The organism is Lactococcus petauri (assembly GCF_002154895.1).
In the GTDB taxonomy this organism is placed as follows: Bacteria; Bacillota; Bacilli; order Lactobacillales; family Streptococcaceae; genus Lactococcus; species Lactococcus petauri.
Window position 1 is genome coordinate 296,640 of record NZ_MUIZ01000001.1, and the last position, 21,069, is coordinate 317,708.

The 21,069-nt window shown below is 39.5% G+C and carries 20 protein-coding genes, 1 other RNA gene and 1 riboswitch; of the genes, 5 read left to right on the forward strand and 16 right to left on the reverse strand.

Features of this window, described 5'->3' with window-relative positions; translation table 11 throughout:
• Positions 1 to 15: 15 nt before the first annotated feature.
• The 8 genes from BZZ03_RS01580 to BZZ03_RS01615 all read right to left on the reverse strand — a co-directional run bounded on the left by BZZ03_RS01580 (position 16) and on the right by BZZ03_RS01615 (position 8,817).
• Positions 16 to 1,863: a cell division site-positioning protein MapZ family protein gene (locus BZZ03_RS01580; RefSeq protein ID WP_086582203.1), complete on the reverse strand. Its 1,848-nt coding sequence runs from the start codon at positions 1,861 to 1,863 to the stop codon at positions 16 to 18.
• A gap of 21 nt (positions 1,864 to 1,884) precedes the next feature.
• The gene (locus BZZ03_RS01585; RefSeq protein ID WP_086582205.1) at positions 1,885 to 3,042 is read right to left on the reverse strand and encodes a THUMP domain-containing class I SAM-dependent RNA methyltransferase; all 1,158 of its coding nucleotides are present in this window, start codon (positions 3,040 to 3,042) and stop codon (positions 1,885 to 1,887) included.
• A 57-nt stretch (positions 3,043 to 3,099) separates the two neighbouring features.
• Positions 3,100 to 3,463, reverse strand: an RNA gene (gene rnpB, locus BZZ03_RS01590) — RNase P RNA component class B.
• Between the two features lie 36 nt (positions 3,464 to 3,499).
• Positions 3,500 to 3,889, reverse strand: coding sequence for a cell division regulator GpsB (locus BZZ03_RS01595; RefSeq protein ID WP_061413453.1), 390 nt, complete (start codon positions 3,887 to 3,889; stop codon positions 3,500 to 3,502).
• Between the two features lie 112 nt (positions 3,890 to 4,001).
• Positions 4,002 to 5,003 carry a DNA polymerase III subunit delta gene (gene holA / locus BZZ03_RS01600; protein ID WP_086582207.1) on the reverse strand — a complete coding sequence of 334 codons (1,002 nt, stop codon included), beginning with the start codon at positions 5,001 to 5,003 and terminating at the stop codon, positions 4,002 to 4,004.
• Positions 5,000 to 7,363, reverse strand: coding sequence for a DNA translocase FtsK (locus BZZ03_RS01605; RefSeq protein WP_086582208.1), 2,364 nt, complete (start codon positions 7,361 to 7,363; stop codon positions 5,000 to 5,002). Before BZZ03_RS01605 ends, holA begins: the two co-directional genes overlap by 4 nt.
• A gap of 128 nt (positions 7,364 to 7,491) precedes the next feature.
• Entirely contained in the window at positions 7,492 to 7,917 is a 426-nt protein-coding gene (locus BZZ03_RS01610) for a universal stress protein (RefSeq protein ID WP_019293778.1), read from the reverse strand.
• 117 nt (positions 7,918 to 8,034) lie between these two features.
• Positions 8,035 to 8,817 carry an ankyrin repeat domain-containing protein gene (locus BZZ03_RS01615; RefSeq protein WP_086582210.1) on the reverse strand — a complete coding sequence of 261 codons (783 nt, stop codon included), beginning with the start codon at positions 8,815 to 8,817 and terminating at the stop codon, positions 8,035 to 8,037.
• A 151-nt stretch (positions 8,818 to 8,968) separates the two neighbouring features.
• On the opposite strand from BZZ03_RS01615, the gene BZZ03_RS01620 reads away from it, so the two are divergent.
• Positions 8,969 to 9,754, forward strand: coding sequence for a Cof-type HAD-IIB family hydrolase (locus BZZ03_RS01620; RefSeq protein WP_019293780.1), 786 nt, complete (start codon positions 8,969 to 8,971; stop codon positions 9,752 to 9,754).
• Positions 9,755 to 9,808: 54 nt separating this feature from the next.
• On the opposite strand, the gene BZZ03_RS01625 is transcribed toward BZZ03_RS01620, so the two are convergent.
• The 3 genes from BZZ03_RS01625 to BZZ03_RS01635 all read right to left on the reverse strand — a co-directional run bounded on the left by BZZ03_RS01625 (position 9,809) and on the right by BZZ03_RS01635 (position 11,435).
• Complete coding sequence (locus tag BZZ03_RS01625) at positions 9,809 to 10,318, reverse strand: QueT transporter family protein (protein WP_019293781.1); 510 nt, start codon at positions 10,316 to 10,318, stop codon at positions 9,809 to 9,811.
• Positions 10,317 to 10,420: riboswitch (PreQ1 riboswitch) on the reverse strand. Its footprint overlaps the gene before it by 2 nt.
• A gap of 63 nt (positions 10,421 to 10,483) precedes the next feature.
• Complete coding sequence (locus BZZ03_RS01630) at positions 10,484 to 11,203, reverse strand: 3-oxoacyl-ACP reductase (protein WP_086582212.1); 720 nt, start codon at positions 11,201 to 11,203, stop codon at positions 10,484 to 10,486.
• Complete coding sequence (locus BZZ03_RS01635) at positions 11,196 to 11,435, reverse strand: DUF2829 domain-containing protein (protein WP_004258747.1); 240 nt, start codon at positions 11,433 to 11,435, stop codon at positions 11,196 to 11,198. The genes BZZ03_RS01630 and BZZ03_RS01635 overlap by 8 nt, the downstream gene beginning before the upstream one ends.
• Before the next feature lie 130 nt (positions 11,436 to 11,565).
• On the opposite strand from BZZ03_RS01635, the gene BZZ03_RS01640 reads away from it, so the two are divergent.
• Complete coding sequence (locus BZZ03_RS01640) at positions 11,566 to 12,411, forward strand: SDR family NAD(P)-dependent oxidoreductase (RefSeq protein WP_086582214.1); 846 nt, start codon at positions 11,566 to 11,568, stop codon at positions 12,409 to 12,411.
• Positions 12,412 to 12,443: 32 nt separating this feature from the next.
• Here BZZ03_RS01640 and metG read toward each other — a convergent pair whose 3' ends face one another.
• On the reverse strand, positions 12,444 to 14,432 hold the full coding sequence (gene metG / locus BZZ03_RS01645; protein WP_061413465.1) for a methionine--tRNA ligase: 1,989 nt from the start codon (positions 14,430 to 14,432) through the stop codon (positions 12,444 to 12,446).
• Between the two features lie 229 nt (positions 14,433 to 14,661).
• Between metG and BZZ03_RS01650 the strand changes: the two genes are divergently transcribed.
• Complete coding sequence (locus BZZ03_RS01650; protein ID WP_086582216.1) at positions 14,662 to 15,522, forward strand: exodeoxyribonuclease III; 861 nt, start codon at positions 14,662 to 14,664, stop codon at positions 15,520 to 15,522.
• 30 nt (positions 15,523 to 15,552) lie between these two features.
• Here the strand turns inward: BZZ03_RS01650 and BZZ03_RS01655 are convergent, their stop codons facing one another.
• Positions 15,553 to 15,903: an arsenate reductase family protein gene (locus BZZ03_RS01655; RefSeq protein ID WP_019335674.1), complete on the reverse strand. Its 351-nt coding sequence runs from the start codon at positions 15,901 to 15,903 to the stop codon at positions 15,553 to 15,555.
• 143 nt (positions 15,904 to 16,046) lie between these two features.
• On the opposite strand from BZZ03_RS01655, the gene BZZ03_RS01660 reads away from it, so the two are divergent.
• Positions 16,047 to 16,289: a GlsB/YeaQ/YmgE family stress response membrane protein gene (locus BZZ03_RS01660; protein WP_017368954.1), complete on the forward strand. Its 243-nt coding sequence runs from the start codon at positions 16,047 to 16,049 to the stop codon at positions 16,287 to 16,289.
• A gap of 64 nt (positions 16,290 to 16,353) precedes the next feature.
• Here the strand turns inward: BZZ03_RS01660 and accA are convergent, their stop codons facing one another.
• Positions 16,354 to 17,109: an acetyl-CoA carboxylase carboxyl transferase subunit alpha gene (accA, locus tag BZZ03_RS01665; RefSeq protein WP_086582218.1), complete on the reverse strand. Its 756-nt coding sequence runs from the start codon at positions 17,107 to 17,109 to the stop codon at positions 16,354 to 16,356.
• The gene (gene accD / locus BZZ03_RS01670) at positions 17,102 to 17,968 is read right to left on the reverse strand and encodes an acetyl-CoA carboxylase, carboxyltransferase subunit beta (protein WP_061413471.1); all 867 of its coding nucleotides are present in this window, start codon (positions 17,966 to 17,968) and stop codon (positions 17,102 to 17,104) included. The genes accA and accD overlap by 8 nt, the downstream gene beginning before the upstream one ends.
• A 313-nt stretch (positions 17,969 to 18,281) precedes the next feature.
• Between accD and BZZ03_RS01675 the strand changes: the two genes are divergently transcribed.
• A complete protein-coding gene (locus BZZ03_RS01675; protein WP_086582219.1) occupies positions 18,282 to 19,217 on the forward strand; it encodes a glycosyltransferase family 2 protein in 936 nt (311 codons plus the stop codon).
• Between the two features lie 55 nt (positions 19,218 to 19,272).
• Here the strand turns inward: BZZ03_RS01675 and BZZ03_RS01680 are convergent, their stop codons facing one another.
• Positions 19,273 to 20,916, reverse strand: a complete 1,644-nt coding sequence (locus BZZ03_RS01680) for a DUF6273 domain-containing protein (RefSeq protein ID WP_086582221.1) — start codon at positions 20,914 to 20,916, stop codon at positions 19,273 to 19,275.
• Positions 20,917 to 21,069: the final 153 nt, after the last annotated feature.

Genomic DNA, 21,069 nt, shown 5'->3' on the forward strand with positions numbered 1-21,069 from the left:
AAAGAAGTTTTTATTTTATCCAAAGTCGGTAGGTAAACCTTTACCATTTCCGAAGAAATATCCCGTTTTATTATTTATTGTTAATAGGTAACTGCCGTCTGGACGATACAAGTTGAAATAACCTGCAACTTGACCAGCCATGAAACCGGAAGTCATTGTATGAATAGCTACTGGTAAAAGAATAAAATCATTACCTGAGATATAACCACGCTGACGCGCAATATTCAATACTTTATCTCTGATTCCAGGATTCCAAGTGAAAGCTGGATCTTGAGGATTAAGATTAGCTTGGGGTTGAACACGCGCATTGGAATTATCTGGCGTAGCACCTGTCGGATTTTGGGCACCATCAGCCGCTACGGCTGTGGCAGATGAAGCTCCACCTTGTGCTGCATTTTTATCTGTTTGTTGTTGTGTTGGGGCTCCTGTTGTTCCATTTGATGTATCAGTAGAAGCTGATGTTCCTGCAGTTTGATCTGAGGTTTGATTTCCAGGTTGAGTAGCTGCATTATTTTGCGTAGCCGTCGCTGCTTGCTCTTCTTTAGCTTTAGCCTCTGATTGCTGTGTTTTTGCTAAGTTAATTGCTTGAGCCAATACTTTATTCAGTTTCTCATTTTCAGTCTTTGGAACCGCTGGTATACTTACTGCCTCTTTTACTTGAGCTTCCTTATTAAGTTCACCATCTACAATAGCTGATTTATTAAAGAGAGCGTTAACTTTTTCAACTGCTTTTATTTGTGCTTCAAGCGCATTTACCTTTGTTTCTGCGGTATCAAAATCGCTTCCTTTTAAAGTTTTGAGCTTATTTTTCAAAGCTGACAATTGATCAAAATTAGAATTCTTCAGTACTTGATGATCTGAGTCAGTAAAAAATTCATCGTAAGCTTTATTAAAAGCATTTAAGTTAGCTTTGTTTTCCACAGCTGCTTGATTGACTGCTTTTTCATTATTATTATGATTATAGAGTGCATAACCAGCGCCTCCTGCAGCCAAAAGGACCAATGCACAAAGTCCAATAATCAAAGGTTTCTTATTTTTCTTTTTCTCTGATTGCTCTTCTTGCGCAGAAGCTTCCGACTCAACTACGGGTGTAACAGGTAAGGGTGTTGGCACAGTTTCACCGGCAACCGGTGCTTTTTCTAGAGGCACAACAACTTCTTCTTGTGAAAGCTGTGCCTCTTCGATAGGTGCACTTTCTTTTTCCTCATCTTGTACATTTTCATTTGCTTCTATTGAGTTTTCCAGCTCCTCGTCAGCAGTCGAAACTGACTCTTCTGTAGGGCTTGTTTCCGCAACTTCTTCTTTTGAGTCAGGAACTTGATTGGAAAGCTCTGGGAAATCTTGTGCTGTACTTTCTGTTTCTTCCGCTTGTTCAGCTGCACTTTCCTTATCGACAAGTTCTACCGGTACAGGAACAACAGGAGGTACATCATCAGCAATCTCCACTTTATCAAACTCTGACTTATTTTTTTCTTTGAAGTTTGGTTCCTTAGATGGAGTAACTGTTTCTGCTTCTTGAGTGCCAGTTTCTGAATCTTGTGTCTCTGACGCCTCAGCTAACTTTTCTTCAGCTTCTTCTTCTTTAGCCACAATCACTTCTTCATTAGGATCAACAGTTTCTTCTTGATCCATTTTCTTACGCTCAGTTTGGATATATTTTTCTAAGGCTTGATTTTTAACAGCTTCAATCTCTCCACGATGTTGACGAATGTATTTGTCAAGTACGCTTTCGCTTTCACTATTTTCTTTATCTACCCTTTGCGCTTTTTTTACAATTTCGCCTACAGTGAAATCTGAGACATCGCCCAGTTTTAAGACTTTTTCGCCAGAATTTTTGATATCTTTATCTTTTTCTTCTGTCATTTAGATCTCCATAGCATTTGCTTATTTTTTTATTCTTTTTCCAAAATATTGATACAAGTCTGTACGCAATGTTCCGTTATAGAGCTTACGCTTTTTCGTTGCTTTAGCTCCGTAATGTGTTTCAAAAGCAATATCACTTGTCAGAATATATTTGCTCCAAGTTTCGAGGGGCGCAAAAGTTGCACCCATCTCTTTATAGAGCCCTGCAACTGAATCTTCATCTCCCAAACGTTCTCCGTATGGCGGGTTCGATACAATAACCCCATCAAGGGCATCTGTATGAAAATCTTGCAGACGCATCTGTTTATATTTTATCACATGGTCAAGTCCAGCTGCAAGTGCATTTCCTTTTGCAATTTCAATCATTCGACCATCGATATCGAAGCCTTGAATATCAAGCTCTAAATCTTTACGTATAGCTTGTTTTGCGGCTTGGCGTACTTCTTCAAAAACATCTGGCTTCATCCATGACCATGCTTCACAGGCAAACTTGCGATTAAGACCGGGTGCCATATTAAGTGCCAACATCGCAGCTTCAATCGTAAATGTTCCTGAACCACATGTCGGGTCAACAAACATACGTTTTGGATTTGCCAGCCAGTTTGTCAACATAATAATCGCTGCTGCCATGTTTTCCTTTAATGGTGCATCACCTTTTTCAACACGATAACCTCGTTTAAAGAGTGAATCGCCGGTGGTATCAATCATTACCGTCGCATTATCTTTATGAATCGCAATCTCGATGGAAAAGCTTGCACCATTTTCTGGTATAGGTACGCCCTCTGGACGATGATAGGCTTTTTGCAATTTCTTCACAATAGCTTTTTTAGTAATCCCTTGAACACTTGGCTCATTATGTAAAGTTGATTTCACAGACTTCGCTTTACTTACAGGAAAGGCTGAACCAAAAGGAATATAATCTTCCCAATCAAGCGCATATACATTTTCAAAGAGTTCATCAAAAGTACGTGCCTTAAATTCACCCACAACAATCTTTACACGATCTGCTGTACGAAGCCAAGTATTTGCTTGAGCAATCGTTCTTGTATCTCCTGTAAAAAAAACACGAGAACGATCGTCAATCGTAACATTTTCGACTTCCATATTGCGTAATTCACGAGCCACTAAACTCTCAAGACCTGCTGCAGCAGTCGCTATCAGCTTAAAATTATTTTTCATTTGTTCCTTTGTTTCTTTCTAAAAAAAGCTGGGACTAGCCCAGCGTGTCATACAGTTTTCTATAAGCCATGTTTTGTTCAGGTCTTGCGACCGTCGATAACCATCTGTCTGGGGAAGATAGTCTTCCCCCTCGACCACGCCTTCAATTCGGCTAGTCAAGTGCCCCGACCATAAGTTTGGGTTGCTCGCTTGAGGGGTTTACCACGTTCCAATCTTACCGTTTCCAGTAAGCCTCGTCTCTTTGGCACTTTTACAGAATACTCATGCATATCAAAAGACTTAGCACTTTCTTCAGCCGTTAGGCATGACACTCCTACCTTGGTTTATTATTTCACCAAGCACAAACACTACGGGCATCGCAGCCCGTGCGAGCATGGACTTTCCTCATGATACCAAAGGTATCACGCAGTTATCCAAAAACTGTTTTTTTCTTTTTCATTAAATTATGAAGTCAGCTTTATGCTTCTTCACTTGAAGTACTTCCTGGACCAAAAACAGCTTGTTCCAAACGGTTAATCCGTTTAAGAAGCTCAAAATTACTTGGTTGACCAATTTCTGTTTTTGGTTTATTGATTCGGCTTGAAACCACGCGGCTCATGTTATCCAAACGTTGTGTTTCTTCCAAATTTGCTTGGTTAGGACGACTTGCTTGAGATTCAAGTTCTACGATTTTTTTCTTCAAAAACTCGTTTTCTTCTTGCAAGCGCAATAATTCTGCTTGAAAAGCTTCGTAATCTTGAATGACGTCATCGAGGAGCTCGTCAACTTCTTCTTTATCATAACCACGCATTTTTGTTCCAAAGTCAGCTTCATAGATATCTTTAGGTGTAAATTTAAATGTTGCCATATCGTCCTCTTTTATCATTTCATATCAAAGTTTTATCATCTTTAATCATAGCAGAAATTTTTTAATTTTTCAAGTCAATTATCCACTGGCAAATATCCGGATAAATGGCTTGTTATAAGTCTTTCAAAGCTAACTTAATCAAGGCTAAATCAAACAAATAATTTGCATCTACTCCTGAGCTTTTTATTTTATAATCAAGTTCAATGAGGGACAATGTAGCTTGTGCCAGAAAGTTTTCCTGCATATTACGTACTTGCTGGTTTGCTAACTTGACACGATAGGGGTGAATTTTAAGATAAGAAGTTTGTTTCTGTTCATTCCAACCTTTATTTTGCATCAGTTTTACCTGATAATAAAGCCGGAAGGAATTTGTCAAAATAACCAATATTTTGATTAACTCCTCACCTTGCAAAGTCAAATCATGTACTAAATCACGTGCTTGATTCACATCACCCTTCAAAATCAAGTCAGTTAACAAAAAAATATTATCTTGGAGAGATTTAGGAACAACTTTTTCGACATCCGCAAGAGTGATTGCTCGTTCTCCCACATATGTTTTTAACAAGGAGATGTTTTGTTTGATTACTGGAAAAGAAAAATTTGATTTTTCAAATATCCTTTGGAGAATATTTCCAGAAAGGCCTGTATCGGCAAAAACTCGACTTAACTCTTGAGGTTTTAGTTCTTGTGCTTCGAGCAGAGTGGCTTGTGCTTTTAGCTTTTTCGTGAGTTTCAGTCGACTATCTAACTTACCATGTAAAATAAGAATCAGCTGTGTAGTTTCGACTGGATCATTCAAAAAATTTTCAAAACGCACTGTCTGTTTTTCATCAAAAACCGCTTTTTTTACTGTTGTAAGATTTGTGAGATTTTCTAAAATAACCAGCTTTTGCTCAACAAAGAAAGGCAAACTCTCTAGCTCTTCTAAGGCAAGATTTGCATTGGCATTATTCAGGTCAAAATAGGCTTGCCCTAAGTCCGTACTGTCAAAATGGACATACTCTAAAAGTCGACTTTTTAGTTCTTGAACAAGGTCTTCTTCCTCTCCGTAAAGTACCAATATTTGAGGCAGACCTGCTTTTTTTATTTTTTCTAATTCTTCAAAAGCGCTCATGCTTCGTCAAACTCCTGTCCTTCTAAAAATTCTCCATCTTTTGTAACGAGAACTTTTCGTGGTGTTGTACCTTTGGCTGGGCCGACAATACCTGCTGCCTCCAGTTCATTCATCAGATCGGAAGCGCGGTTGAAACCGACTTTAAGCGCACGTTGCAACTGGGCCGTCGAGGCTTTTTGAGCAGAAATAACCATATTGCGCGCTTCTTCAAACAAGGGATCAGCTGAATTTGATGGTGCTGCTGTGCCACGGCTGCTGTCTTCTTCAGCTTCACCAGGATCAAAGCTTTCATCATAGTCAGCTTGGGATTGATTTTTAATAAAGTTCACGACTGACTCAACATCAGAATCTGATAAGAAGGCACCTTGTAAACGTACAGGATGATTTTCATCAATGGGTTTAAAGAGCATATCCCCCCGTCCTAAAAGTTTCTCTGCACCATTTGTATCAATGATTGTGCGAGAATCCGTCCCGCTGGATACAGCAAAAGCGACACGTGAAGGAACATTTGCCTTAATCAAGCCAGAGATGACATCAACGGATGGACGTTGCGTTGCTAAAATCATATGGATACCAGCTGCACGCGCTTTTTGTCCAAGACGGATAATCGCGTCTTCAACTTCCTTACTGGCTACCATCATCAAGTCAGAGAGCTCATCGACAATAACGACGATTAATGGTAAGGTTTGATATTTTTCATTCGACTGTGCATTGTATTTTTCTATTTTTTCATTATAACCTGCAATATTACGTACCCCTGCTTGACTAAAGAGTTCATAGCGGTTTTCCATTTCATCTACCACCTTTTGTAAGGCACGTGATGCTTTACGAGGGTTCGTTACCACAGGAATAAGAAGATGAGGAATATCGTTATAAACAGAAAGTTCAACCATTTTAGGATCGACCATCAAGAATTTAACCTCACTAGGCAAGGCTTTCATCAGGATAGAAGTGATAATACCGTTCACAGCAACCGACTTACCTGAACCTGTAGAACCTGCTACAAGTAAGTGAGGCATCCGTGTCATATCAAAAGTGTGAATCGTACCGTCTAAAGCTTTTCCTAAAGGCAACTCGAGCAAACTGTTCGTTTTGGGTTGAGCATTTTCCCAAAGTTCACGGAAACCAACGGTTGCAACTTCACTGTTAGGAATTTCGATACCGATAAGGGATTTCCCAGGTATTGGTGCCTCAATCCGTACATCCTTTGCTGCCAGAGCTAAAGCTAGATCATCTGATAAGTTGACAACACGCGAAACTTTCACCCCGGTAGCTAATTTAATTTCGTACTTGGTAACGGATGGGCCTACAACAGCAGATTCAACTGATGCTGAAATCTTGAAGGATTCTAATGTTCGCTCTAGGATTTGAATATTTTTGCGGACATTTTCTCGTTCTCCCGCTTGATTTTTTGTTGGAATTTCTTCCAATAAATCAATTGTCGGAAGTTGATAAAACTCGTTGTCAACAGAACGTTCAAAACTGATTGGCTCTTGGTCATCCTCTACTTCCTCTTGCGGTTGTATAGCCCCCATTTCTTTTGTAGGTGATACTGGCGTATCAGGAATAGCTATAGGAATTTCGGAAAAGTCGGAAGTTGTACTTTCTTCAAACAGGGGTTCACTGGGGAGAGGAACTTCTTCTGCTTCCATCGCCCGTAAGTTTCTTTCAGCTTCTTCTTGAGCTTTGGCTTTTTCTTCTAAGAGTGCTGCTGCACGTTTTGCTTCAGCACGATCTGCCATACGCGTACGTGTTTCGCTTATATTTCTTTTAAGAAAAATGCGTAGCCGTGCAATCAAAGCGGGTGCCATAAGATACAATGCGACAAGCCACAGAATTCCCACAATAATATAAACACCTATTACGGAAAAGAGGGCTTTAGCTGGACCAAAAAACAAGTCTCCTAAAAAACCACCGCCAAGAAAATGCGTCACCTGTCCTTTTTTCAGATCAGACATTGCTAAAACTAAAGCATTTTTATTGGGAGACAGGACATCATATCTTGCATGAAAAACAAGAAGAAGTCCAAAGAAAAAGAGAGCTAACCCTGGTAAAAAGCGTTTGTTTTCACGAAAGAAATCCTTTTTGAAAACCGTCATAAACATGACGAATAAAACGATTAATAAGAAAGTGATTGCTAATGATCCTACAGCCAGTCGGGTGACATTATATAAAAAGACACCAAATAAGCCCAAACGTGCTAAAGCAAATAAAATGATAATAAAGCTCCCAAAAAAAGCCGCCATTTTTTTATTAGCCGTCCAAAATTTAGTATTTGACTTTTTAGTCGATGGTTTCTTTGCTGTTGAACGCTTCGCTTTTGGTTTTGATTTACTTTTTGTTGTTCTTTTTGCGGGCATGTTATTTCTCTGTTCTAAAACTTAATATTACTCTTTATTGTAACATTTTACAGGCTTATCTTTCAATACTGGCTTTTTAAGACATTAAAAAGCCGAAAGCTTGTGCTTTCGACTTTTATCTTGCTTCATTATTTTACAACCATAACATTACATGGTGCATGGTTAACAACATAACTTGCAGTTGATCCCACAAGTACACGGTCAATAGCGCCTTTACCTGTTGAACCCATAACAATCAAGTCAATATCATTTTCCTCAGCAAAATCAACGATTTCTTTTTTAGGAGAACCACTCACTTGAAAAGCTTTGTACTCAACTTTGTCACCAATAAGTTTTCCTGCTTCATCAAGAATTTCTGTTGATTGTTTTTCCGCTTCTTCCAAAACAGCTGGCATGATGTAAGCTGTGCCATAAAGTTGCGCAACATCTTTAGCATGTACTACAAATAAAGATGCTTGGTTTCTTTTAGAAATCTCAATAGCTTCTTGGATAGCTTGATTTGCTTGGTCAGATCCATCTACTGCGACTAAAATATTTTTGTAATTTTCTCTCATTGTAAACGCCTCCTTTTCTTTATTATAAGATATTTTCATATCAAAGTCCAATAAAAAGTTTAAAATTTTTGTTTTTTATCACTTTTTTCTCATTGAACTGATTTATATCCATGTTATTTAACTTAATAAATTAATCATACCTGAATATCCGAGCTGTTTGGCATAATCTAAGGCTGTTAAATTATTGTTGTCACGTAATTCAGTGTTTGCTTTATATTGCAAGAGGGTCTTCACGATTTCTTGATAGTGTGCTGAACCATCTCTCAATGCCACTGCTTCAATCAATGCTGTATATCCATAATTATTTTGATGATCAATATCCACTTGACCGTCTTCCAGTAACATTTTTACATTTTCTAAATGTCCTTTTTCAGCTGCTGGAATCAAAGCATTTCCTCCAAAGCGGTTATAGACTTTTTGGTTAGGTTTACTGTGCTGCAAAATATATCGCAGGATTTCGGTTTTACCTTGAGCCGCTGCGTAAAGGTAAGGCGAATCTTGAATGTGATCTTGTAAATTAACATCTGCCCCATTATCTATCAATAGCTGAGCTAGGGCAACATTATTTTCATGAGTCGCGATAAGTAAAGGTGATTCTCCTTGTGCATTTCTCTCATTAATATCTGACTGATTAGCTTTGATACTTTTTTCAATTTCAGATAAGCTCTTCTTTTCTGTTACAGCCTCTAAAACTTTCATCGGTTTGACCTCCTCTTTTTTCGAAGTTGCCTTTTCGTTGGTGGATGCTGCCTTTTGTGAAGTCGAAATCGTAGTGCTTTGTTTAGCTTCGCCTTCATGAGAACTTTGATTATCTTGTTTGGAACAGCCTACTAAAAGAACAAAGGCTAGTCCAGAGAGAATCAGATATTTCCTCAAAACAACCACATCCTTTCGTTTCATTCTATGCTATAAGTTCATCTTAACATTTATCGTATATTATTTAAAAAATTCTGACTTATAACTTTTAGAGTGGTTTTGAAATAATCCAGGATAGATAATACTAAAAGAAGATTATTAACAATAGAATATACTATTGTGATACAATGAACTTATGGAAAATATAAACGCTTACAAGGCTTTAGCCTTTTTTGACCTTGACGGAACTTTACTTAACGGACAGAGTCAGCTAGACCCTGATGTCATCGATGCTATTCACGAAATTCGCCGTAATGGTGTCCTTCCCTTTATTGCCACAGGACGTGGACATTTTGAGCTTGACAATATTATGGCAGCCACTGGCATCACCGGTGCTGTTGCTATGAATGGACAATATATTGTTTTAGATGGCCAAACGATATATAAAGATCCTATTTCAATTGAAAACATCGAAAAATTACACACGTTAGCTATCGAGCAAGACGAAGCACTTGCCTTTTATGGCAAAGAGGGCTATTGGGTAGATCGTCATACGGATTTTGTCCGTCAAGCTTATGCTTATACACATATGCCACTTCCCGAGATTGACCCCGAAGGTTACAAATCAGAAGAAGTCAATATGCTCTTGTTATTGACTGATAAACTGTCACAAGTGGATTATTACAAAGCACAGATGCCCGAGCTTAATTTCTTTATGAATGCTCCTACTTCTATCGATATTACAAACATCTCGACCAATAAAGGTACTGGGATTACACATGTGAAGGACGTCCTCAACTTTAAGGGGGAAACCTATGCTTTCGGTGATGGACGAAATGATTTGCATCTTTTAGCTGCTGCAGATCATGGTACAGCTATGGGTAACGCGGTACCTGAACTCAAAGAAATCGCTGATTTTATCAGCAGTAAAAATACAGAAAAAGGTATTGTGAATGCCTTTAAACATTGGAACTTTATTTAGACACCCAAAAAGCAGAGCGTCCTCTAGACACACTGCTTTTTTTATTCTCTTATTTTATCTGGTCAAATCAATCCGCTTGCCCAGTTTATCCATAATAATTGCACCAATAAGCAAACTTGCAAATTCACCCACAGCTAATGTAAACCAGGTCCAGAAGAAAGGCATTCCGAAAAGAAAATGCATTTCCAAAGCGATAGTTACCATACTGATTGAGAAAAATATTGCAAAGTAGAAAAAGGCTTTATTAAGCTGACCATTGAAAAAGTACTGTTTCATATAGCGTTCAAAAAGTAGCACTCCTAAAGTCAAGAAGATAAGCGTTGACAGACCACCCACAATAACATCAACCCAAGTAAAGCTGAGGAAGTTTGAAATCATACATCCAATAGTCACAGCAATAATATATTTTTTATTAAAGAAGGCTGTAAAGTTGAGCATTTCTGAAATCCTAAATTGCATGGGACCATATGAAATGGCATTGAGTGGTGGTGTCATCGTAAGGACAACGTAAAGAGCAGCAACAATGGCAATCGTCACCATGTCGTAAACAGTAGATTTTTTCAATTTTTTCTCCTTTAGCGGCTGAATACCGCCTGTAATATGCTCAGGCAAAGGTTAAAAGTCCTGAGGATTGCTGATAATTTGCAACTTTTATATTATATCAATTTTCTGGAAGAATGAAAAGACTTCTCTGAGGTATAAAAAAGCTCAGCCTTAAAGACTGAGTTTTTATTTGATTGTCCAGCCGCCATCGATAGGAACCACTGCCCCCGTCAAATAGGAACTTTCTGGACTGGCTAGAAATAGGGTCAAATCTGCAACTTCTTGAGGTTTTGCCCAGCGTTTTGCTGGAGTTTCTTTTGCTACCCATTTTGCCATTTCTCCATTATTTTCAGTAAAGTCCTTAGCGTTCATCGGTGTATCGATGGCGCCAGGAGCAATACCGGCAACTTGGATACCATGCTGCGCTTCATCTAAGGCAAGTTGCTTTGTAAAACCAACAATAGCATGCTTGCTTGCAGTATAGGCAATACCTCCACCACCGGCAACTAGACCGGCAACTGAAGCCATATTGATGATTACACCAGACTTTTGCTTTTTCATTTGAGGCAAAAAGGCAGAGGTCACGAGAAACATACTGTCAAGATTAGTTGCTAGGATTTTTTTCCAAAGTGAAAAGTCCGTATCTTCCATCGTCCGATAGTCATCGAGCCGACCTGCTGTATTAAGCAAGATATCAATTTCACCTACCTGTGCGGCTAATTGTGCTACCTTTTCAGGAGAGGAAACATCACAGACGATAGTCCTAAAATCTGCAGTGAATTCTTGTAAGTCCACGCCAATAACTTCTGCACCTGCTTGTATAAAAGCCTGCGCTTGGGCTTGACCAATTCCGCTGGCTGCTCCTGTTACTAGAACCTTTTTCCCTTTAAATTTTTGATTAGTCATTCACTAAAATCCAGTCTGTCGCCAATACGTCACAAGGTGTAGGCGCCCACATGCTAAAACCTTCACCTTCTCCTGTGACATTAATCAGAAAGTAAGGGGTAACTTGCAGTTTTTCACCATTATCAAGTGTAATACTGTCATATAAGGCAACATAGTTTTCTGCGCCTCCCCAGCCTGTGCGTACTATTTTTTTTCCAGCCTTAAGTTCTGGAAGAATTTCTTCAAATGTCATCTTTAATTCCTTTCTGAAACTGAATCTCTCTTCTTATATTAGTAGTGTTTTAATTTTAACATTTTGTGCTTTATTTTGTCATTTTTTGTTTCAACTTGACAAGATGCTGTGCTTCAACTAGAATGAAGCTATGAAAAATACAGAAAATAATCAAAAAATTGTTATCATCACCGGTGCATCAAACGGCATGGGTTATGAAGCCGCCAAAACTTTTGCTCAACGCGGTTGGCAGGTTTATGCTGGCGCACGTCGTGTTGAAAAAATCCCCACTGATGAGGGAATTATCCCACTAAAACTTGATGTTACAGACAGCAAAAGTAACCAAAACTTTATCCAACATATCATTAATCATGCAGGACGAATCGATGTGTTAATTAATAATGCCGGCTACGGTGAGTATGGTCCCGCTGAAGAAATTCCCATGGAAAATGTTCGCAAACAGTTTGAGACAAATTTCTTTGGAGCTGTAGAATTGACACAGTTGGTCCTTCCCATCATGCGTCAACAACACTTTGGACGAATCGTTAACATTTCAAGTATCGGTGGTGATGTCTACATGCCGCTAGGTGCTTTTTATCATGCGACGAAAGCTGCAATGCAACAATGGTCTGATGTTCTTGATACGGAAGTTAAAGCTTTTGGCATTCGATCAATCGTTGTACAACCAGGCGGTACTGCTTCCAACTGGAGTACCATCGCTATGGAAAATGCCGAAAAAAATCTTCATCCAGATAGCCCTTACCAGCCCTTAGTTCAAACTGTACGCGCAGCACTCAGTGGTAACTTTGGGAGTTCAGCAACTTCGGCGGATTTGGCACAAGTTTTTTATAAAGCTGCAACAGATAAGAAAGCTCAAGCTCGTTATTACAACTCCTTTTTGGACCGTATGATGGTACATACAGCGCGTGCGCATCCTAAAATTTATATTAAATTTTTTAATCTCGGATTGAAACAAATGGGCAAGCGTAAAAAATAAAAACAGAGAGCACTTCTTGCTCTCTATTTTTATTACCCGATTAATGATCCGGCAGGTACGTCAGCAGGCGCTTCAAGCACACGCAACTTACCATCAAATTCAGCAGAGAGAATCATCCCTTGACTGACATATTTCTTCATCATTTTACGTGGTTTTAAATTCGCCACGATTTGTAATTTTTTACCGACAAAGTCTTGTTCGTTAGGATAAAATTCGGCAATTCCTGACAAGATTTGACGTGGTTCTTCATCACCTGCATCTAACTTAAAGCGAAGCAAACGATCTGAACCTTCAACACGGCTGACTTCCAGAACTTCAGCGACCTTCAACTCAATCTTTTCAAAATCATCAAACTTAATTTCTGGTAAAGTAAGATTGAGTTTAACATCCTCTGGCACCCATTCTTTTTCAGGAAGTTTTCCACCAGCCATTTGTAACTTGATGTATTCTACTTCTTCTTCCTTATCCAAACGAGGGAAGACAGGTTCACCTTTTTCTACAACTTTATGCGTAAATTCGTAACCAAAAGCTAAATCTTCTAAAGAAAACTCTTCTTCAGTTAAACCTAATTGACCAAAAATCTTCTTGCTTGTTGCACGCATGAAAGGTTGCAAGAGTGCCGCAACAACACGAAGATTTTCTGCTAAATGATAAAGCACATTATTAAGTTTATCTTTGTCATCTTCTGATTTTGCAAGGACCCAAGGCGCTGTTTCATCGATATATTTGTTTGTACGTGAGATAAGAACCCAAACTTCATTTAAAGCAACATTGAATTCAAACTTATCCATAGCTGTGTGGAATTTTTCCAAAGTTTCAGCAAGAACTGTTTCCAAGGCAGCATCAAATTCTGTTGTTGCGTCATTCTTAACCAAAACACCACCATTATATTTGTTGACCATAGCAACTGTACGATTGAGTAAGTTTCCAAGATCATTTGCCAAATCATAGTTGATACGGTCAATAAAGTCTTCTGGTGAGAAGACACCATCAGAACCAAAAGGTAATGCGCGCATGAGATAATAACGCACTGGGTCTAAACCATAGCGATTCACCAACATATCAGGATAAACGACATTTCCTTTAGATTTTGACATTTTACCGTCTTTCATCACCAACCATCCATGACCAAAGACTTGTTTTGGTGGTTGCATACCTAAAGCATGGAGCATGATTGGCCAGTAAATAGTGTGGAAACGTACGATTTCTTTTCCGACCATATTCACACCGGGCCAGAATTTATCTAGTTTGCTGGTATCATCTGAACCATAACCTAAAGCAGTTACATAGTTAAGCAAGGCATCAAGCCAAACATAAACCACGTGTTTCGGATTGGATTTTACAGGAATCCCCCAAGTGAAGGTCGTACGACTCACAGCCAAGTCTTCCAAGCCCGGTTTGATGAAATTGTTGATCATCTCATTTTTGCGAATCTCAGGTTGGATAAAATCTGGATGTGATTCATAATAACTTAAGAGCCAGTCCGCATACTTGCTCATACGGAAGAAATATGACTCTTCTTCGACCCATTCTACTTCGTGCCCTGATGGTGCTTTACCACCAATGACTTTACCGTCTGCATCATGGTAAACTTCTTCCAACTGTGTCTCCGTAAAGAACTCTTCATCAGAAACAGAATACCAACCCGCATATTTATCCAAGTAGATATCGTCTTGTGCTAGAAGTTGTTCAAATGCCTTTTGAACAGCTTCTTCATGATATTTATCTGTAGTACGGATAAATTTGTCATAAGAAATATCCAGCATTTTCCACAGTTCTTTAACATCTTCCGCCATTGGGTCCAAATATTCTTTAGGTGTCATTCCCAACTCTTCAGCCTTACGTTGAATTTTCATGCCGTGTTCATCAAGGCCTGTTAAATAAAAGGTGTCAAAGCCCATCAAACGTTTGTAACGTGCGAGAACATCACAAGCAATCGTTGTGTAGCTTGAACCGAGATGTAATTTTCCTGAGGGATAATAAATCGGCGTTGTGATATAAAAGTTTTTGTTTTCAGTCATTTTTTTCTCCTAATTCGTGCCCTAATGAAAGCCACTTGATTAGTATTTTTCCAATTGTAGATTGAAAAAAGCCTTGTTTCTATTATAGCATATCCTTTTCAAGTAAATCTTATTCTAAATAAGTTTTACTGATTTTTCGCTAAAATAAATTTACTCTCAGTTTCCCGTGTTATTTGCCAATCGATAAGGTATGTTATAATTAACCTAATAAAGACAAAAGGATTTTATTATGACTTACAAATTTATCTCATGGAATATTGATTCGTTGAACGCGGCATTGACCGGTACGAGTGATCGTGCAGCTCTATCAATGGCTGTGGTTGACCAACTTGCCACATCTGAAGCCGATGTTATCGCTATTCAAGAAACCAAGCTCAATGGTGACCTCAAAAAAACAAACAAAGTATTTGATGTTTTAGCCAGCCATTTCCCAGAATATGAAATTGTTCACCGTATCAGTACACCACCTGCACGTAAAGGTTACTCGGGAACGATGTTTCTTTATAAGAAAAGTTTGCCTGAACCAATCATCACCATGCCTGAGATTGGAGCGCCAGAGCCCATGGATAGCGAAGGTCGTATCATCACCTTAGAATTCCCCGAGTTTTTCATCACAACAGTTTACACACCAAATGCGGGTGATGGTCTTAACCGTTTGGACTTACGTGGACAATGGGATGATCAATATCGCGCCTACTTACAAATGCTTGACCTCCAAAAACCTGTCTTAGCATGTGGTGATTTTAATGCTGCTTACACAGAAATCGATCTTGCCAATCCTAAAGGAAACCGTAATTCTGCCGGATTTACTGATCAAGAACGTGAAAAGTTTGGGCTTTTATTAGCTGCTGGATTTACAGACAGCTTCCGTAAAATTCATGGCAATGTAGAAAGTTACTATGCGCCAGACCGTAGTATCTACACATGGTTTGCTCAACGCTCTCGTACAGCTAAAATCAATAATTCTGGCTGGAGAATCGATTATTGGCTGGTTTCTGACCGCATTGCCGAGCAGATTACACGCGCAGAACCTTTAGATTCAGGTGCTCGTCAAGATCATGTTCCCATCGTTTTAGAAATCAATATCTAAAAAGCACGACTTTTGTCGTGCTTTTCTTTCTTAATGTGCAAGCTCTTGATACGCTTCTTCTTTAAAACCTATCAAAATAATTTTATCATCTTTAACAATCAGTGGGCGCTTAACCAACATCCCATTGGAAGCTAAGAGTTCCGCTGCTTCGTGCTCGCTCAAGTCTGCTAACTTGTCTTTTAAGCCCATCTCACGATAAACCAAGCCACTGGTGTTGAAAAACTTTTTAACAGGAACCTCTGCAAACCATTTTTCAAATTGCTCAGCTGTTGGTGGGGTTAGCTTAATATCGATAGCATTATAATCAATATCTAGATTATCCAAAGTCGCCTTTGCCTTACGGCAAGTTGAACATTTAGGATATTCATAAAAGTCGTACATTTGTCATCCTCCCTTGTTCTCTATTTTAACAAAAACTAGGGCAAAGCTGCTCGTTTTTATTACTTTTACAGGGGGATGCAATTTTAAAGAAAATAAAGATTATGTTAAAATAAGATAAGAATATAAATTAAGGAGATTATTTTATGATTTGGTCACTTATAGTTGGTGCTCTCATTGGTATGGCCGCTGGAGCAATCACATCAAAAGGCTCAAGTATGGGCTGTATTGCAAATATTGTGGCGGGTCTTTTAGGCTCATTTGTTGGACAAAAGCTTTTAGGAAACTGGGGACCACAATTGGCTGGAATGTCACTCATCCCTTCAATCGTTGGTGCAATTATTGTTGTACTTGTAGCTTCCGCTTTATTCGGAAAAAAGGATAATTAAAACGTTCATAGAGCGTTTTTTTTACAAAAAAACAAGCAATTATATCTTACTTGCTTGTATAAAATTAATATTTTCTAAAACGTTGGTAGCGGCTTTCTTGAAGTTCTTCTTCTGAAAGTTGTACCAAGCTGTTGAGATCTTTTTCAATAATCGTTTTCAAGTTTTCCATAAGGTTTTCTTCTTGAACAACACCCTCAACGATACCCATTTCAAGCTGATCTTCAGCTTTTATTTTCATCAAATCGGCTGCTTCATCACGACGTGAGCCATCTTTCCACAAGATTGTTGCAAAACCTTCTGGAGAAAGAACCGAATACATGGCATTTTCCAACATATAAACCTTGTTTGCGACTGCTAAAGCTAAGGCTCCACCAGAACCACCCTCACCAGTGATAAAAGTTAAAACAGGAACTTTCAAATCGGACATCTCATAAAGGTTGCGCGCAATCGCTTCACCCTGCCCACGTTCTTCTGCTTCAATCCCTGGATAAGCCCCGGCAGTGTTGACAAAAGTAATGATTGGACGCTTAAACTTCTCTGCTTGCTTCATTAATCGCAAGGCTTTTCGGTAACCATTAGGACTAGGTTGACCAAAGTTTGTTGCTAAATTTTCTTCAAGATTTTTTCCTTTTTGAATACCAATGACGGTGACAGCTCTGTCTTGAAAAGTTGCAATCCCTCCAACAATAGCTTCGTCATCTGTAAACTGACGATCGCCATGAAGTTCAAAAAAGTCCGTAAAAATTTCTGAAATAATTTCCCGTACTGAAACGCGATCGTTAGCACGTGCTTTGTTAATAATTTCTGCTATATCAGACATTTTTTACACCTCCGTGAAATTTCAAGAGTAAGGCTAATTTCTCACGCATTTCTTGACGTTTAACAATCGCATCGACAAAGCCATGTTTCAACAGAAATTCTGCTTTTTGGAAGTCATCAGGTAGCGTTTGACGCACTGTCTGTTCAATCACACGACGTCCCGCAAAACCAACCAAAGATTGTGGCTCAGCCAAGATAATATCGCCAAGCATGGCAAAAGAAGCTGTTACCCCGCCTGTTGTCGGATCCGTTAACACTGTAATGTAGAGCAAACCCGCATTAGAATGTTTCTTGACAGCTGCTGAGATTTTCGCCATCTGCATCAAAGACATAATTCCTTCTTGCATCCGTGCACCACCAGAAGCCGTAAAAATAACCACTGGAAGTTTTTCAGCAGTTGCCATTTCAAAAAGTCGTGTGATTTTTTCACCGACAACAGTCCCCATAGAAGCCATAATAAAAGTTGAATCCATGATTGCTAAAGCCACTTTTTGGCCTTTAATCATCGCTGTGCCAGTCATTACAGCTTCATCCAGCCCGGTCTTCTCCTTAATCGCTGCAAGTTTTTCCCTATAGTTGGGGAAATCTAGCGGATTTTCACTTTCAATTCCAGTGAACATTTCTGTAAATGAGTCTGAATCAACTAAAAGCTTCAAACGTTCTGGCGCAGTAATACGGAAGTTGTAGCTACAGTGCGGACAGATTTTACTTGCACCAAGGTCTTGGCTGTAAATACTGTGTTTGCAGGCCGGGCATTTAGCAAAAAGCTCGTCAGGCACTTCAGGCTTTGTCATTTCTCCCTGAACTGTTGAACGATTAGGGTTAATTTTAATATATTTTTTCTTTTGAAAGAGAGCCAATTATTTCTCCTTTGTATCAAAAATTTTTACATCTTGATAACGAACGTCTTTAAGCAGATTTCTATCTGCTTACGTTCTTTTTATTTTAATTGTCTAATTATATAATTATACACGCAAAAATTAAATTCGTCAAGAACTAGATAAGTGTCCAAAAATGGCGGAATTATATAAGAACACACACGTATTCATTTCGCCAAAACTTCGTCATAACTTCCTTTACCTCTTTCAAACTATGTTATAATATGAAGAGTTTAATTCTATTAAAATACAAGGTCTATGTACGTATTTCTCATCAAGAAGAAGGGAGTTTTTCATGAAAAATAAAACTTTATCGATTATCGTTCCTACTTATAACGAGGAAGAAACGATTGAACTCTTTTTTGATGAAGTTAATGCCCAAACTTTAGACTTACCACTTGATAAAACCTTTTATTTTATAAATGATGGTTCTTCTGATCGTACACTTGATGTGATAAAAACGCTGAGTCAAAAGCATCCCAATGTTAAATATATTAGCTTTTCGAGAAATTTCGGTAAAGAGGCAGCGCTTTTGGCAGGTCTTCGTGCTGCTTCAGGTGATTTTGTAACTGTGATGGACGCTGACCTTCAAGATCCCCCAAGTATGCTCAACGAGATGTATGATAAGCTTCAAGAAGGTTACGATATTGTGGGAACACGAAGAATTTCACGGAAAGATGAGCCCTTTATTCGTTCAATTTTTGCTCGAGCTTTTTATAAGATTATGAACACAATCTCAAGCACTCAAATGGTGGATGGAGCGCGAGACTATCGCTTGATGACACGGCAAGTCGTTGATAGCATCCTCGAGCTACCTGAACACAATCGTTTTTCTAAAGGTCTCTTTTCTTGGGTGGGTTACGATGTTTTCTATTTGGAATACAATAATGTCGAGCGGGTAGCTGGCAAAACCTCTTGGAGCTTTTGGGGCTTGTTGCACTACTCAATTGACGGTATCATTAACTTTTCAGATGCCCCACTTAGCCTAGCTACCTTTATCGGTTTTATTAGCTTCCTTATCTCGCTTTGTATGAGCCTTTTTTATGCTTTGAAAACCATCATCTGGGGCGAAATTGTACAAGGTTTTCCTACTCTGATTATTCTTATTCTTATGCTTGGTGGATTACAACTTTTATCTCTCGGTATCATTGGAAAATACCTTTCTAAGGTCTTCCTCGAAACCAAACAACGTCCAAATTACTTTGTGAAAGAGGATAATATTGATAAATAAAAAAACAGAAAGTGGGAACTTTCTGTTTTTTGTATTTTCACGATGAAAAATGGAATTAGGGTTGCTGATGAATAATAAGGGCTGGACGAACTGCAGTACCTGGAGTGGAGTAATTACTGCGACCCCACACGCCAGCGGTAGTCACGCGCCAACCAAAGGTAGGATTATTAGGAGTACGTAACCACCAATTCGCACCAGTGCCACGGTCTGCCACACTAGAGAAAGAGCCTATGGCCGTCAAATGATTCACATCTGCGACAGAAAGAGCAAAGGCACGACGGACACCGTTTGGGACAACTACTGTTCTATCTCCATAAGGAACAGACCAGTTAGACAGATTAGGAATAGTCCCATCATCCGCACGGTCAGGACCCTCCCAAGGCACGAATGCTGTAGTGCCTGTAGTAGGGAAAGAGCTGGCTACTGGTGCAATATACGGTTCCCGCTGCGCTCGAATAGCTGGAACAGTTGTGACAACATCGTTAGTGTACCAGCTGGTCAGTACATTGTCTAGGTCATTCCAATTCGCTCCCCCAATTGTTTCATTACGGATAATCATATGGTAACCATCTCCCATATTTTCCAGATAACGGAAGTCATGCCCCCACATTCTAAAGAGACGCCCCGGACTCATGAGGTGGAACTGGAACTCACTCGGATTATTATTCTCATTTGCTGGTGGGTTTCCATCGCCATAGAAACCATTCTTGACCCCTTCAAGGAAAGCCGCTAAGCGTGTGTCATGATTGCCTTGCGTGTCTTCCTCCAAAAATCGATCCATATTCACGGACGAGATGGCTTGACTATCCACATGAATAGCGTAATAATAGGAACCATTGACAATAGAGGTCACGACTTCATCAGTCATATTAGCCGCATCAAGCAGGTAAGAGGTGGCTTGACCTTGCTCCAGAAGATTTGCCCAGTAAGCCCAGCCTGTATTGTGGTCAATGACCCAGTAATTTCCCACTCTGTTTCTGATAGAGAGCGTGTTCCATTGCTCAATAGTCATCGGTGGGCGGTCTTCTTGCAAGTGTTGTTTAGTGTCTTGCTCAATAGCTTCGCCCGGCCAATCACCATCGCTATTGTCATAGCTTTGTCCTTCCTGCCAGTAATTCTCTGTACCATCTCCCGGGTGTGTCCTACCGTCTGTTTCGGCATCTGTTGCACCACCACCTTGGATATAGTCACGGGCATGACCTGCGGCGGCTGACCTAAGGTCTGCGAGGTCACGATTAAAGGTGGGCATGTACCAAGGGGCTGTACCTTCTCGCCCAAAGGTCAGGTTAGAATAGCGGTTAAATTGTGAGGAATCTTCTCCTCTACGTTGATTAATGTTCCCTTCTTCTGGGAGATAAGTGGTCCAAGTATTGATATTTTCACGCTGGGCAGTATCAACTAGAGGTGTGGGATAATCCTCGCCTTGTCTTTGTATTTCCATGTACTCGGATAGACGAATGCGCACCATAACAGGATTGGCTGCCACATCATGCCCGTAGTTTTCGACAAAGACATCCTTGTTGCCTGTGTCACGGTTGTAGTAGTCGTGCACACGTCCGGTAACATTGGTTGCGATGTCATTTGCTCGGTCATTAATGACCTGTTGGTTGAAGGCTATGAAGGCAAAGGTTCCACCGATTAAGCCTAATAAAGTTAGAAGTGCAATATTACGCAATTTCCGTTTCTTTTCTGGTGTCATAAGCTTCCCCTTTCCTTAAAACAAAGAAAGCTTACACCTAGACAGAAAATTATTGCTGTGCTGTGCTGTGCTGTGCTGTGCTGTGCTGTGCTGTGCTGTGCTGTGCTGTGCTGAAAGATTATAAGACATCAATTTTACCCCATCAAGTATTTT

Excerpts from the sequence above, each read along its gene's own strand:
- BZZ03_RS01580 (WP_086582203.1), bottom strand. The coding sequence starts at position 1,863 with ATGACAGAAGAAAAAGATAAAGATATCAAAAATTCTGGCGAAAAAGTC.
- BZZ03_RS01585 (WP_086582205.1), bottom strand. The coding sequence starts at position 3,042 with ATGAAAAATAATTTTAAGCTGATAGCGACTGCTGCAGCAGGTCTTGAG.
- BZZ03_RS01595 (WP_061413453.1), bottom strand. The coding sequence starts at position 3,889 with ATGGCAACATTTAAATTTACACCTAAAGATATCTATGAAGCTGACTTT.
- holA (WP_086582207.1), bottom strand. The coding sequence starts at position 5,003 with ATGAGCGCTTTTGAAGAATTAGAAAAAATAAAAAAAGCAGGTCTGCCT.
- BZZ03_RS01605 (WP_086582208.1), bottom strand. The coding sequence starts at position 7,363 with ATGCCCGCAAAAAGAACAACAAAAAGTAAATCAAAACCAAAAGCGAAG.
- BZZ03_RS01610 (WP_019293778.1), bottom strand. The coding sequence starts at position 7,917 with ATGAGAGAAAATTACAAAAATATTTTAGTCGCAGTAGATGGATCTGAC.
- BZZ03_RS01615 (WP_086582210.1), bottom strand. The coding sequence starts at position 8,817 with ATGAAACGAAAGGATGTGGTTGTTTTGAGGAAATATCTGATTCTCTCT.
- BZZ03_RS01620 (WP_019293780.1), top strand. The coding sequence starts at position 8,969 with ATGGAAAATATAAACGCTTACAAGGCTTTAGCCTTTTTTGACCTTGAC.
- BZZ03_RS01630 (WP_086582212.1), bottom strand. The coding sequence starts at position 11,203 with ATGACTAATCAAAAATTTAAAGGGAAAAAGGTTCTAGTAACAGGAGCA.
- BZZ03_RS01635 (WP_004258747.1), bottom strand. The coding sequence starts at position 11,435 with ATGACATTTGAAGAAATTCTTCCAGAACTTAAGGCTGGAAAAAAAATA.
- BZZ03_RS01640 (WP_086582214.1), top strand. The coding sequence starts at position 11,566 with ATGAAAAATACAGAAAATAATCAAAAAATTGTTATCATCACCGGTGCA.
- metG (WP_061413465.1), bottom strand. The coding sequence starts at position 14,432 with ATGACTGAAAACAAAAACTTTTATATCACAACGCCGATTTATTATCCC.
- BZZ03_RS01650 (WP_086582216.1), top strand. The coding sequence starts at position 14,662 with ATGACTTACAAATTTATCTCATGGAATATTGATTCGTTGAACGCGGCA.
- BZZ03_RS01655 (WP_019335674.1), bottom strand. The coding sequence starts at position 15,903 with ATGTACGACTTTTATGAATATCCTAAATGTTCAACTTGCCGTAAGGCA.
- BZZ03_RS01660 (WP_017368954.1), top strand. The coding sequence starts at position 16,047 with ATGATTTGGTCACTTATAGTTGGTGCTCTCATTGGTATGGCCGCTGGA.
- accA (WP_086582218.1), bottom strand. The coding sequence starts at position 17,109 with ATGTCTGATATAGCAGAAATTATTAACAAAGCACGTGCTAACGATCGC.
- BZZ03_RS01675 (WP_086582219.1), top strand. The coding sequence starts at position 18,282 with ATGAAAAATAAAACTTTATCGATTATCGTTCCTACTTATAACGAGGAA.
- BZZ03_RS01680 (WP_086582221.1), bottom strand. The coding sequence starts at position 20,916 with ATGACACCAGAAAAGAAACGGAAATTGCGTAATATTGCACTTCTAACT.